The sequence below is a fragment of the Kitasatospora sp. NPDC058444 genome (genome assembly GCF_042721415.1).
Taxonomy (GTDB): Bacteria; Actinomycetota; Actinomycetes; order Streptomycetales; family Streptomycetaceae; genus Kitasatospora.
This window is the reverse complement of record NZ_JBHXLL010000048.1, coordinates 34,167-46,168: the sequence shown is the minus strand read 5'-3', so window position 1 is coordinate 46,168 and position 12,002 is coordinate 34,167. Positions and strand designations below refer to the sequence as shown.

The 12,002-nt window shown below is 72.7% G+C and carries 12 protein-coding genes and 5 tRNA genes; 7 read left to right on the top strand and 10 right to left on the bottom strand.

Features of this window, described 5'->3' with window-relative positions:
- Nucleotides 1–56: 56 nt before the first annotated feature.
- The 3 genes from thrS to ACFWP2_RS33555 form a co-directional block, all read right to left on the bottom strand.
- On the bottom strand, nt 57–2,036 hold the full coding sequence (gene thrS / locus ACFWP2_RS33565) for a threonine--tRNA ligase (protein ID WP_380458570.1): 1,980 nt from the start codon (nt 2,034–2,036) through the stop codon (nt 57–59).
- Between the two features lie 88 nt (nt 2,037–2,124).
- Nucleotides 2,125–3,288, bottom strand: coding sequence for a hypothetical protein (locus ACFWP2_RS33560; protein ID WP_380458568.1), 1,164 nt, complete (start codon nt 3,286–3,288; stop codon nt 2,125–2,127).
- 32 nt (nt 3,289–3,320) lie between these two features.
- Nucleotides 3,321–3,872, bottom strand: coding sequence for a DUF4365 domain-containing protein (locus ACFWP2_RS33555; RefSeq protein ID WP_380458566.1), 552 nt, complete (start codon nt 3,870–3,872; stop codon nt 3,321–3,323).
- Nucleotides 3,873–4,035: 163 nt separating this feature from the next.
- Here ACFWP2_RS33555 and ACFWP2_RS33550 point away from each other — a divergent pair, with 163 nt between their 5' ends.
- Nucleotides 4,036–4,803 (top strand): exonuclease domain-containing protein, encoded by a 768-nt coding sequence (locus ACFWP2_RS33550; protein ID WP_380458564.1) that lies wholly within the window; start codon nt 4,036–4,038, stop codon nt 4,801–4,803.
- A 78-nt stretch (nt 4,804–4,881) separates the two neighbouring features.
- Here ACFWP2_RS33550 and ACFWP2_RS33545 read toward each other — a convergent pair.
- From ACFWP2_RS33545 to ACFWP2_RS33535, 3 genes are all read right to left on the bottom strand, one after another.
- A tRNA-Val gene (locus ACFWP2_RS33545) sits at nt 4,882–4,953 on the bottom strand.
- Between the two features lie 209 nt (nt 4,954–5,162).
- A tRNA-Val gene (locus tag ACFWP2_RS33540) sits at nt 5,163–5,234 on the bottom strand.
- Nucleotides 5,235–5,312: 78 nt separating this feature from the next.
- Nucleotides 5,313–5,771 (bottom strand): TIGR02611 family protein, encoded by a 459-nt coding sequence (locus tag ACFWP2_RS33535; protein ID WP_380458562.1) that lies wholly within the window; start codon nt 5,769–5,771, stop codon nt 5,313–5,315.
- A gap of 194 nt (nt 5,772–5,965) precedes the next feature.
- On the opposite strand from ACFWP2_RS33535, the gene ACFWP2_RS33530 reads away from it, so the two are divergent.
- Nucleotides 5,966–6,379, top strand: coding sequence for an SsgA family sporulation/cell division regulator (locus ACFWP2_RS33530; protein ID WP_030056266.1), 414 nt, complete (start codon nt 5,966–5,968; stop codon nt 6,377–6,379).
- 416 nt (nt 6,380–6,795) lie between these two features.
- Nucleotides 6,796–7,365, top strand: a complete 570-nt coding sequence (locus ACFWP2_RS33525) for a CGNR zinc finger domain-containing protein (protein ID WP_380458560.1) — start codon at nt 6,796–6,798, stop codon at nt 7,363–7,365.
- Between the two features lie 35 nt (nt 7,366–7,400).
- Here the strand turns inward: ACFWP2_RS33525 and ACFWP2_RS33520 are convergent, their stop codons facing one another.
- Nucleotides 7,401–7,862: a hypothetical protein gene (locus tag ACFWP2_RS33520; protein ID WP_380458558.1), complete on the bottom strand. Its 462-nt coding sequence runs from the start codon at nt 7,860–7,862 to the stop codon at nt 7,401–7,403.
- 110 nt (nt 7,863–7,972) lie between these two features.
- Here ACFWP2_RS33520 and ACFWP2_RS33515 point away from each other — a divergent pair, with 110 nt between their 5' ends.
- Complete coding sequence (locus tag ACFWP2_RS33515; protein WP_360345426.1) at nt 7,973–8,473, top strand: DsbA family protein; 501 nt, start codon at nt 7,973–7,975, stop codon at nt 8,471–8,473.
- Nucleotides 8,474–8,485: 12 nt separating this feature from the next.
- Here the strand turns inward: ACFWP2_RS33515 and ACFWP2_RS33510 are convergent, their stop codons facing one another.
- From ACFWP2_RS33510 to ACFWP2_RS33500, 3 genes are all read right to left on the bottom strand, one after another.
- The gene (locus tag ACFWP2_RS33510) at nt 8,486–9,331 is read right to left on the bottom strand and encodes a GNAT family N-acetyltransferase (protein ID WP_380458555.1); all 846 of its coding nucleotides are present in this window, start codon (nt 9,329–9,331) and stop codon (nt 8,486–8,488) included.
- A 64-nt stretch (nt 9,332–9,395) separates the two neighbouring features.
- A complete protein-coding gene (locus tag ACFWP2_RS33505; RefSeq protein ID WP_380458553.1) occupies nt 9,396–10,226 on the bottom strand; it encodes an aminotransferase class IV in 831 nt (276 codons plus the stop codon).
- Between the two features lie 27 nt (nt 10,227–10,253).
- Nucleotides 10,254–11,351, bottom strand: a complete 1,098-nt coding sequence (locus ACFWP2_RS33500) for a chorismate-binding protein (RefSeq protein WP_380458550.1) — start codon at nt 11,349–11,351, stop codon at nt 10,254–10,256.
- Nucleotides 11,352–11,681: 330 nt separating this feature from the next.
- On the opposite strand from ACFWP2_RS33500, the gene ACFWP2_RS33495 reads away from it, so the two are divergent.
- The 3 genes from ACFWP2_RS33495 (at nt 11,682) to ACFWP2_RS33485 (ending at nt 11,972) form a co-directional block, all read left to right on the top strand.
- Nucleotides 11,682–11,754, top strand: a tRNA-Gly gene (locus tag ACFWP2_RS33495).
- Nucleotides 11,755–11,794: 40 nt separating this feature from the next.
- Nucleotides 11,795–11,868, top strand: a tRNA-Cys gene (locus tag ACFWP2_RS33490).
- A 32-nt stretch (nt 11,869–11,900) separates the two neighbouring features.
- A tRNA-Val gene (locus tag ACFWP2_RS33485) sits at nt 11,901–11,972 on the top strand.
- Nucleotides 11,973–12,002: the final 30 nt, after the last annotated feature.

Sequence of the window (12,002 nt, the reverse complement as noted above, 5' to 3'; positions counted from 1 at the left end):
CGCGCGGGGCAGACTCATCGAGAGCCTGCCCCGCGCGTGACGGTCCTGCTACCGGATCACACCTGGATGCGGTTCTTCACCGCGTCCACGATCTCCTGCACGGCGTCCGCGACCGGGACGCCGTTCTTCTGCTCACCGTTGCGGTAGCGGAAGGAGACGGCACCGGCCTCGACGTCGTCGTTGCCCGCGATCAGCATGAACGGCACCTTGGTCTTCTGCGCGTTCCTGATCTTCTTCTGCATGCGGTCGTCCGAGGTGTCGACCTCGACCCGGATCCCGTGCTTCTTGAGCTCGGCCGCGACCTCCAGCAGGTACGGCACGTGCTCGTCGGTGATCGGGATGCCGGTGACGGTGACCGGGGCGAGCCACGGCGGCATGGCGCCGGCGTAGTGCTCCAGCAGCACCGCGAAGAAGCGCTCGATCGAGCCGAACAGCGCCCGGTGGATCATGACCGGACGCTGGCGCGAGCCGTCCGCGGCGGTGTACTCGAGGTCGAAACGCTCGGGCAGGTTGAAGTCGAGCTGAATCGTCGACATCTGCCACGTCCGGCCGATGGCGTCCTTCGCCTGCACCGAGATCTTCGGGCCGTAGAAGGCCGCGCCGCCCGGGTCCGGGACCAGCGGCAGGCCCTGCTTCTCGGCCACGCTCGCCAGGACGCGGGTGGCCTCCTCCCAGGTCTCGTCCGACCCGACGTACTTGACCGGGTCCTTGGTCGACAGCTCCAGGTAGAAGTCGGTCAGACCGTAGTCGCGGAGCAGGTTGAGCACGAAGGTCAGCGTGGAGTCGAGCTCCTCCGCCATCTGCTCGCGGGTGCAGTAGATGTGCGCGTCGTCCTGCGTGAAGCCGCGGGCCCGGGTCAGGCCGTGCACGACGCCGGACTTCTCGTAGCGGTACACCGTCCCGAACTCGAAGAGGCGCAGCGGCAGTTCACGGTACGAGCGGCCGCGCGCGTCGAAGATCAGGTTGTGCATCGGGCAGTTCATCGGCTTGAGGTAGTAGTCCACGCCCTCGTCGAGCTGCATGGGCGGGTACATACCGTCCGCGTACCAGTCGAGGTGGCCGCTCTTCTCGAAGAGCTTCCCCTTGGTGGCGTGCGGGGTGTAGACGAACTCGTAGCCCTCCTCCTCGTGCCGCTTGCGCGAGTAGTCCTCCATGGCCCGGCGGATGATGCCGCCCTTGGGGTGGAAGACGGCGAGGCCGGAGCCGATCTCCTCGGGGATGGAGAAGAGGTCGAGCTCGTTGCCGAGCTTGCGGTGGTCGCGCTTCTCGGCCTCGACGAGGAAGTCGAGGTGGGCCTTGAGCTCGTCCTTGGTCGGCCAGGCGGTCCCGTAGATGCGCTGGAGCATCGGGTTCTTCTCGCTGCCGCGCCAGTAGGCGGCCGCGTTGCGCATCAGCTTGAACGCCGGGATGTGCCGGGTGCTGGGCAGGTGCGGGCCGCGGCAGAGGTCGCCCCAGCACTGCTCGCCGCTCTTGGCGTCCAGGTTGTCGTAGATGGTGAGCTCGCCGGCGCCGACCTCGACGTCGGCGCCCTCGCCGGCGGTGGCGGCGGAGCCCTTGAGGCCGATCAGCTCGAGCTTGTACGGCTCGGCGGCCAGCTCCTCGCGGGCGGACTCGTCGGTGACCACGCGGCGGGAGAACTTCTGCCCGCGCTTGATGATCTCCTGCATCTTCTTCTCGATGGCCTTGAGGTCATCGGGGTGGAAGGGCTTCTCGACGTCGAAGTCGTAGTAGAAGCCGTCCTTGACCGGCGGGCCGATGCCGAGCTTGGCCTCGGGGTAGAGCTGCTGCACGGCCTGGGCCATGACGTGCGCGGTGGAGTGCCGCAGGATGTCGAGGCCGTCCTTGCTGCTGATCTCGACGGGCTCGACCTCGTCGCCGTCCTGGACGGCGTAGGCGAGGTCCTTGAGCTGGCCGCCGACGCGGGCGGCGATGATCGAGCGGTCGTCGGCGAAGAGCTCGGCGGCCGTGGTGCCCGTGGTCACCACGCGCTCTTCCCGATCGGGTTCGCGGCTGATGATTACCCGGACGTCCGTCACCGGTCTCTCCTGACGTGCTGGATTTCAGAGGACGCAACACTGCGTTGCGCGTGACGATGGTACCGAGAGCGCCGCCCCCGCCGTCCACCTACGCCCCTTCTCCCCCTTCCTCCGCCTTCGCCCCGAGGGCCTTCAGCAGCCGTTCGCGGTCCCCTTCCTCCCAGCCCCGGAGCTCCAGGCCGTGCGGGCGGGTCAGCCGGCGGAAGCCGCCGTGCCGGTCCAGGCGGCCGCGGACCCGGACGGGCAGGCCCGCGAGGTGGGCCTCGGCGGCGAGCCGGTAGTCGGGGTCGGGCAGGCGGAGCTTGAGCTCGTGGACCTCGGCGCCGGCCAGGACCCGCAGCCGTGCCGAGCCCGGACCGGCCGGGTCGGCGCGCTTGAGGCGGGTGATCACGCCGACCACGGTGACGTCGACGGCGGGTTCGATCCGTTCCAGCAGGTCGGCGGCCTCGGCCAGGGCGGGCAGGTCGCCGGGTGAGAAGTCGAGGTCGATCCGGCGGTCGCCGAAGCCGCCCGGGGTCCCGGCGGTGGGTGACCAGGCGACGCCGAGCCGGGCGGCAGTGGCGTCGCGCACCAGGTCCTCGACGGAGCGGACGAGCTCCCGGCTGACCCCGGCCCGGACGGCGTTCGCGAAGGCCTCGGGCCCGCCGCTGACCCGGCGGTAGTCGACGGCGTCGCGCAGTGCCTCCAGGGCGCGGACCAGGGTGGTGACGGCGGCGCGACCCTCGGGGGCGGGGGTGTACGCGGTGAGGGCGGCGCCTTGTTCGACCAGCAGGACGCGGTCCAGGAAATCGCCGGCGAGGCCGTCCAGCCGGGCGCCGAAGTAGCCGGCCCTGGTGCGGGCGGCCTTGGCGCCGGCGGCGAGCATCCCGCGGGCCGCCCGTCGCAGGCGTTCGGCCTCGTCCCAGGGGGTGGCGCCGGCGGGGCCGGGCGTCTCGCGGTGCCAGCGCAGTTCGTCGCCGGGGACGGTGAGGGCGAGCAGGATCGAGCGGGCGGAGGGGGTGCGGGAGCGGGAGAGCGCGGTGACGGCGTCGGCGAGGAGTTCGACGGCGTCGTCGAAGCCGTTCCCGGCCGGGACGAGCAGGCTGGTGCCGGATTCGTCGTCGGGCGGGGTCCAGCGTCCGTACCGGGCGGCCGGTCCGCCGCGGCGGATCCAGCCGTGCCGGGCGAGCAGGGTGGCCAGCACCGCCGGGTCGACGGCGGCCGGGTCGGGCAGGGGCCGGTCCGGGTCGCCCGGTGCGTACGGCGGTGTCATGGGTCCGGTTCCTCCCTGCCGGGCCCGGGCCGTCACGGGCTGCCGCCCGAGCCGACCCGGGCCATGATGTCGCAGAGCGCGCGGTCGTCGAAGACCTTCCGGGTGGGCACCCGGACGTTGGTGCGCCGCTGCCCGGTGACGGGGTGGCCGGCCAGGTTGACCCAGTAGCAGCAGTGCCGCAGCTCCAGGGCGTCCGGGCGGGCCCGCAGCCAGTGGTCGACCCGGCGCGGCAGCAGCATCACGACCAGGATCCGCGGCACGGCGACCCGGGGCCGGGCGAGCTTGCGCAGGTGGTCGTTGTCCAGGGTGAAGCTGAAGAACGGCCCGGCCGGGTCGGGAGCGACCTGCTGGGTGGCCTTGAGCTGGATCTTGACGGTGACCTCGTCGTCCACCTCGTGCGCCCGGGAGCCGTGGCTGACGTGCCAGTCGATGCCGTTGTCCGGGAACGGCTGGGAGAGCGAGCAGCCGGCCGCGGCGGCGACCGCGTGCAGGTAGCCCACCTGGAGCGTCTCCATGCAGGCGGTGACCGCGAGGTTCCCGCGCAGTACGGCCGCCTCCTCGGGCTGCGGCTGGGTCAGTGCCATCGCCCGGCCTCCCCCGGCTCCGGGCCCGTTCCGCCGCGGACGGGCCAGTCGATTCGAACGGGACGGTCATGGCCAGGATCCCCGGTCGGGCTTGGGCCAAACGGGTTGAAGGAGCGTCAGAACCGGGTATCAACCGGGCGCAACGCTCGTCTGAGGGGCAGTCATGCAGCAGCACTGGTACACCGGCCCGCTCGCCTCCTTCGACACCGAGACGACCGGCGTGGACGTGGAGAACGACCGGATCGTCTCCGCCGCCCTGGTCGTCCAGCTCGCGCCGGGCGAGCCGGCGCGGACCACGACCTGGCTCGCCGATCCGGGCGTTCCGATCCCGGACGGCGCCCGCGCGGTGCACGGCATCACCGACGAGCAGGTGCGCGCCCACGGCCGCCCGGCCGGCGCGGTGGTGGAGGAGGTCACCCGGGCACTGGCGGCCGAGGCGCGGGCCGGGCGGCCGGTGGTGGTGATGAACGCGCCCTACGATCTGACGCTGCTGGACCGGGAGCTGCGCCGCCATCACGGACTGACGCTGACCACCGGGCTGGCGGCGTCCGGGCTGGTGGTGCTGGATCCCCGGGTGCTGGACAAGCACGTGGACCGCTACCGCAAGGGCCGCCGGACGCTGACCGACCTGTGCGCCCACTACGGCGTGGCGCTGGCCGGGGCGCACGACGCGGCGGCGGACGCGACGGCGGCGCTGGCGCTGACCCGGCGGATCGGCGCCCGCTACCCGGCGGCGCTGGGCGGGCTGTCGGCGGCGGAGCTGCACCTGCGGCAGGCGATCTGGCACGCGGCGCAGGCGCGGGGGCTGCAGAACTGGTTCGACCGCTCGGGGACGCCGGAGCGGGTGGACCTGTCCTGGCCGCTGCGGCCGGCCCGGTGCGGCTGCGGGCGCCGGCTGGAGCCGGGCCACGGCTGCGAGGCGGCGGCGTAGCGGGCTTCCCGGCTTCCCGGCCCGAAACGCGCCGCAGGCCCTGACCGGTTTCCTGGTCAGGGCCTGCGTGCTGTCCGGTGGGCGATACTGGGATCGAACCAGTGACCCCTTCGGTGTGAACGAAGTGCTCTCCCGCTGAGCTAATCGCCCGGGCAACGAGAAGAACTGTAGCACCATTCGGGGCCGGTCGTACAACTCGTCCGTTCCGGGGACCGTCGACGTCTCCGCAGAACTCGCGCTCCACAGGGAAGATGACTGTGCCTCAGCCGATTACCGACGGCCCTTCAGGCGGATTCCGGAAATACACGTGAGGCCCAGCCGATAATCGGCTGGGCCTCACGTATCACTATGCATTCCGGTGGGCGATACTGGGATCGAACCAGTGACCCCTTCGGTGTGAACGAAGTGCTCTCCCGCTGAGCTAATCGCCCGGGTGCAGGGAAAACATTACCGCATCCCGGGGGGTGCTCCGAACACGCTCCCCGCTCGCGGCCCCGCACCCGGGCAGGTCAGCTCCCGTCCAGCTGCCAGGGGACGGTCAGGCCGTAGCGGGCGAAGTACCAGCCGCCCACCCCGACGAGGGCGGCCAGCCCGATCGCGGTGAGGGTCAGGTTGCGGCGGCGCACCCGCGGGTCCATGGCCCGCTGGGCGGCCTCGGCGACCTTGCGGCGGGTCCAGCGCAGGGCCAGCTGGGCCCAGACGAACTCGGTCGCCCAGATCCCCATGCCCAGGAAGATCACCAGCCAGCCGGGGCCGGGCAGCGGCAGCATGACCACTCCGAGCACCACCACCGCGAGGCCGGCCAGGAAGATCGCCACCTGCCACACCTTGTGCAGCGTCGGCGAGCGGCGGACGAAGGCCGGGGCCCGCGATCCGACCGCCCGCCCACCGTCGGCGACCTCGTCAACCGCCACGGCCGCTTCACCCGTTCCCGCGTTCCCGCCCGCCTTGTCGTTTCGCACAGTCATGCCAGGAAACTAACCAAGAAGTGCCGGGGAATGCCCGGCCCGGCCGCTGCGGGGCGATTCCGCAATGCGCCGTAAGGGGTACGACTCGCGCCCGAATCGGGACAGAGGGGTTTACATCGGTCGTGGGGGTGGGATGGTCCGTTCGCCGACGTGCGATTCCCCGAGCGCACACTGAGCGAAAGGCCATGGCGCTTATGAACACCACGGTCAGCTGCGAGCTGCACCTGCGCCTCATCGTGTCCAGCGAGTCCTCACTGCCCGTCCCCGCGGGCCTGCGCTACGACACCGCCGACCCCTATGCCGTGCACGCCACGTTCCACACGGGCGCCGACGAGACCGTGGAGTGGGTGTTCGCCCGAGATCTCCTCGCGGAGGGGCTGCACCGACCCACCGGTACCGGCGACGTCCGGGTATGGCCGTCGCGCAGCCACGGGCAAGGGGTGGTCTGCATCGCGCTGAGCTCTCCGGAAGGAGAAGCCCTGCTGGAGGCCCCGGCCCGGGCGCTTGAGTCGTTCCTCAAGCGGACGGACGCCGCGGTGCCCCCCGGCACCGAACACCGCCACTTCGACCTCGACCGGGAGCTGTCCCACATCCTCGCCGAAAGCTGAACCCCGTCCGGAGGCGGTCACGCCCCGCTGTCGGCGGGGCCCCACCCCCTGCCTCATCGCAGCCGTCCTACTCGGGGGCACGGCAGCAACGGACTCAGCCGCGCACGACGCGGTCTCGGGGCCGGTGAGCGGCTCCGCTCCCACCGGAGCGGGCCACCGCACCGCAGGCGCCCGGCACCGAGGCCGGTCATCCTCACGGGTGGCCGGCCTCGGTGCCGGGCGCCGACGTCTTCCGGCTCCCCCGCGGGCCGGTTCGGGGCCGGCCGCGGCCCCGGCGACGCCCGGTTTCGTACGCCTTGCCGGACTGCGCACGCATCTTCGAAAGAAGGCGCCGCCCTACCGGCACCGGGCCCGGTATGGTCTGGGGTAACCGTGGACGCGGGGTATCAAAGTCCCCCTGCGCGAGGAGCCCCAACGTGCTGATCACCCATGACACCGAGTGCGCGCTGAGCATCCTCGTGGAGCTGCTCAACACCGCACCCGAGGTGTGCGGCGACGAGCGGCTGCCGGACGTCGCCGCGCTGGACGCCTTCGTGGTCCGCCAGGAGATCAGCGAGATCGACTCGCTGACCGAGGGCGACCTGCGGCGGGTGCACGAGCTGCGCACCCGGCTGCGCGAGGTGTTCGCGACGGAGTCCACCGTGCAGGCCGCGGAGCTGGTCAACTCCATCGTCGCGGCCGCCGGGACGACGCCCCGGCTGACCGACCACGACGACCACGACTGGCACATCCACTACTTCGCGCCGCACGCCGCCCTCGGCGACCACCTGGCGGCCGAGCTGGGCATGGCGCTGGCGTTCATCCTGATGGCGGGCGAGCGGGAGCGGCTGCGGCGCTGCGAGGCGCCGGACTGCGCGCGGGTCTTCGTGGACCTCTCCCGGAACCGCTCGCGGCGCTACTGCGACAGCCGCACCTGCGGCAACCGGCTGCACGTCGCCGCCTACCGGGCGCGGCAGCGGTCGGCGGAGGCCGTCCCCTCGGCCTGACCCGCCCGTCCCGGCCGCGCCGCCGGTGCTCCCGTTCAGATCCCGCGCTTGCGGAGGATCTCCTCGATGTCGGCGAAGTCGCCGAGGCCGTCCTCCGGCTTGCCCGCGGCCGGCTTCCTCGGGGCCTTGGGCGTCGGCGCCACCGACGGACGCTCGGGCGCCGGACCGGCCGCGGCCCGGCGTTCCGGGGCGCCCTCCACCGCCGCCCCGCCCCGGCGGCCCACCCAGCGGGTGGTGACCAGCAGGACCGCGGAGACGCCGAGCAGCGCGATGCCGGTCCACACCCGGGGGTCGAACACCAGCTTGGTCGCCCAGTCGGCGAACTCCCGGCCGATCGTGCTCGCCAAAGGGAACAGGCCGGTCAGGTAGAGCCCGGCGGGCAGCAGGGCCACCGCGAACCAGCGGGTCGCCGACAGGAAGCGCCGCCGGTAGGCCCGCAGCCCGGCGAAGGCCACCCCGCCCGCGGTGAGGATGAAGCTGATCGCCGCGCTCAGCACGGAGCCGCTCCTTCGTGTCCGGTCGTCCTGGTCATCGGTGCCTTCCTCTCGGTCCGCCCTCGGGGGCACCTCCGGCCGGAGCGGGCGCCCACTAGTGGAACACTGGGGGAATGATCGATGGTTCCCTCCCCCGCCTCGAGTTCTGGTGCGACCTCCAGTGCCCGGACTGCCACACCGCTCTGGACGACGTACGGGCGCTGCGCGCGCAGTACGGCGAGGCGCTGCCCGTGGAGGTGCGGCACTTCCCGCTGGAGAAGCACAAGCACGCCTACGCCGCCGCGGAGGCGGCCGAGGAGGCGTTCGCCCAGGGGCTGGGCTGGCCGTTCGTGGAGGCGCTGCTGGCCCGTACCGCGGAGCTGGACGCGCGCGGGCAGCAGGTGCTGCTGGACGTGGCCCGGGAGGTCGGGGCGGACGTCGACGAGGTGGACACCGCGCTGATCGACGGCCGGCACATGCTGACCGTCGACGCCGACCAGGCCGAGGGCAAGGCGATCGGGGTCACCGGAACGCCGACGTACGTGATCGGCGGGCAGCGCCTCGACGGCGGCCGGAGCCAGGACGGGCTGCGCGAGCGGATCGTGGCCGTCATCGAGGCGGCGAAGGCTTCCTGACGGCACGTCGGGTCACAGCGCCTTGCCGTAGTAGCGCTCGGTGACCCGGTAGCCGAGCGAGGCGTAGAGCCGGACGGCGACCTCGTTGCCGGAGAACACGTTGAGGCCGAGGTTCCGGACCCCGGCGTCCAGGCACTCGCGTTCGGCGAGCAGCATCAGTGTGCGTCCGTGTCCCTGGCCCTGGTGGGCCGGGGACACCTCGACCTTCATCACCCAGGCGAGCGGTTCGCCGTCCGGCAGGTCGCGCAGGCGCAGCTGCAGCCAGAGCAGGCCGTACGGCTCCTGCCCGCCGTCGGCGCCGTGGAGGCGGCACAGGACCACGCCCGGGATCTGCCCGTCCGGCGGGAGCACGTTCGGCCCGGCGCCCGTGCGGGCGCGGGCCTGTTCCTCGGTGAGGCCGGACCGCACCATCACGCGGACGTACTCCTCCGCGGACCGCTCGTACCAGGCCCGGACCTCGGCCGGATCGTCGAAGGGGCGCACGCTCAGGCCGGCGGGCAGGTCGGGGGCGGCGGCCAGTCGCTTGGCCATGGCCAGGGCCTGCTCGGTGTAGCCGAGGGCGGCGGCGAGCCCCCGGGCCGTCACGGCCGACTCCGGGACGGTGACGTCGACCCGGGTGCAGCCCCAGGTGCGCAGCACCTCCTCGGCGGCCAGCGCGCCGAAGGTGCCGCGGCCCCGGCCGCGGCCCTCCGTGATTTCCAACTCGGATATGTTTCCGAAGAGTTGAGCGCCCTCTGGGTCCGCGGTGGTGCGCAGCGCGCCGACCTGGCGGCCGTTCGAGAGGATCAGCCAGCGTCTGGTGCGGCCGCCGGCCGCGGTGGGTGTCTCCGGGCCCTCGGGGCGCAGCGTGGTGGTCATGTGCTGGTCCCTTCCCGCTGTGGGGAGGGTTATCCACCCGGTCGGCGCGCTCTCCGTGCGGGGATCACGGGTCGAGGTCGTCGCCGCTGCGTTCGGCGAACACGGCCATGGCCTTGGCGGTGACGGGGCCGATGCCGGGCAGTTCGCGGTCGTCGACGCGGGTGACGGCCTGGACGTCGCGGGTGGTGGAGGTCAGGAAGATCTCCTCGGCGTCCTGGAGGGCGCCGAGCGGGAGGTCGGCCTCCTCGGCGCCGCACCAGTCGAGGACCAGCTGCCGGGTGATGCCGGCCAGGCAGCCGGAGGCGAGGGCGGGGGTGAGCAGGCGGCCGTCGAGGACGACGAAGACGTTGGACCCGGTGCCCTCGCAGAGCCGTCCGGCGGTGTTGGCGAACAGGGCCTCGGAGGCGCCGGCCCGGTGGGCGGCGGCCAGGGCGACGACGTTCTCGGCGTACGAGGTGGTCTTGAGGCCGGCGACGGCGCTGTGCTCGTTGCGGCGCCAGGGGACGACGGCGACGGCGGTCTCGTCGGGACGGCGGACGATCGCACTGAGGGCGACGACCAGGGTGGGGCCGCCGGTGCCGCGTTCGGAGCCGAGCGGGCCGTTGCCGCCGGTGTAGGTGACGCGCAGCCGGCCGAGCGGTGCGGGGTTGGCGGCGAGGACCCGGGCGCAGGCCTCGCGGACCAGGTCGTGGTCGGGGTCGGCCAGGCCGAGGCCGCGGGCGGAGCGGGTCAGCCGGTCGAGGTGGCGGGTGACCGCGAAGGCCCGGCCGTCGACCGTCTTCATGGTCTCGAAGACGCCGTCGCCGGTGGTGAGGCCGTGGTCGAGGACCGAGACGGCCGCGTCGGCGGAGTCGACGAGGGCGCCGTTGACCCAGCTCGTGGTGCGGTTGTGCATCGGGTGCTGCTCCTAGGCGGTGGGGGCTCAGGCCCCGGTCGGGTCGGATCGGCTGCCGGAATCGCCGTCGGGTTCGCCGTCGGGTTCGCTGCCCGACGCTATCGCGACGAGGCGGGCGGCCTTCAGCTCGGTTTCGGCCCATTCCCGCTCGGGGTCGGAGCCCCAGGTGATGCCCGCGCCGGTGCCGAAGCGCAGGAGGGGTGCGGCCGGGTCCGTCCGGTCGATCCAGAAGCTGCGGATGCCGACGGCGAGTTCGGCCTCGCCGCGGTCGGCGTCGACCCAGCCGACGGCTCCGCAGTACGGGCCGCGCGGGGCGGTCTCCAGGGCTTCGATGATCCGCAGGGCGCTGGACTTGGGGGCACCGGTGACGGAGCCGGGCGGGAAGGTGGCGGCGAGGAGCTCGGGCCAGCCGGCGCCGTCGCGCAGGATGCCCTCGACGGTGGAGACCAGGTGGACCAGGCCGGGGTGCTTCTCGACGGCGCAGAGGTCGGGGACGGTGACGCTGCCGGTCGCGCAGACCCGGCCGAGGTCGTTGCGGACCAGGTCGACGATCATCACGTTCTCGGCGTGGTCCTTGTCGAGGAGGTCGTGCTCGGTGCGGCCGGTGCCCTTGATCGGGCCGGAGGAGACGGTGCGGCCGGTGCGGCGCAGGTAGAGCTCGGGTGAGGCGGTGGCGATCTCGACGCCGTGCCCGGGCAGGCGGATGGTGCCGGCGTAGGGGGCGGGGTTGCCGTGGGCGAGGAGGCCGGTGAGGGCGTCGACGTCGCTGTGGTCCGGGTCGGGCAGTGGCGCGGAGAGCACCCGGCAGAGGTTGGCCTGGTAGACCTCGCCGGCGGCTATGTGCTCGCGGATGCGGCGGACGCCCGCGGTGTAGGCGGCGCGGTCGAGGGAGCTGTGCCAGCTGCCGGCGTCCGGTCCGCGCCAGCCCGCGCCGGAGGGCGGGGCGGGGGCGGGTCGGACGTCGTCGAAGCGGGCGCAGGTCAGGCGGCCCTCGAAGTCGTAGGCGACGGCCCAGTAGCCGGCGGAGTCGAGGGCGGCCGGGTCCGAGGTGACGTCGCGCAGTCCGGTGGCCAGGCGGCCACCGAAGCGGGCGAGTGGGGTGCGGGGGTCGGGGTGGCCGGACACGGTTCTCCTGCGCGGTGGTGCTGGGCGGCGGTGCCTGAAGTGTAGGTCGGGGGGCGTGGGCCGGTCCGGCTCGCGCCTCCGCGTACGAGCAGCTGCGTGCGTCATGCGGGTGTGCGCCGGGTGACCTGCGGATGATCGTCCGGGAGCGCCACAGGTGGCCGCGGGTGGTGGCCGGTGACCGGCCGGGAGGGCTGACGGGACGGCACTCACCGGCCATCCCCTCGGCATGCTGCGGGAACGGATTTTTAGCTGGCCCGGGAATCCGCTAGAGTTCAACACGTCGCCAGGGAGCGCAGCCGAAGAAAAGCGGTGAAGCCCCCCGGGAGACAGGCGGACGTGGCTCAGTTGGTAGAGCATCACCTTGCCAAGGTGAGGGTCGCGAGTTCGAATCTCGTCGTCCGCTCGATGGAGAACAGTGTAAGATCGTTCTTCATGCGTTGCCTGGTGGAGTGGCCGAGAGGCGAGGCAACGGCCTGCAAAGCCGTGTACACGGGTTCAAATCCCGTCTCCACCTCCAAGAGGTTCCCCGGTTCCACCGGGGGCCTCCCCGCGCGATTAGCTCAGCGGGAGAGCACTACCTTGACACGGTAGGGGTCACTGGTTCAATCCCAGTATCGCGCACGTCGGATCCTCCGGGGTCCGCTGCAGGAC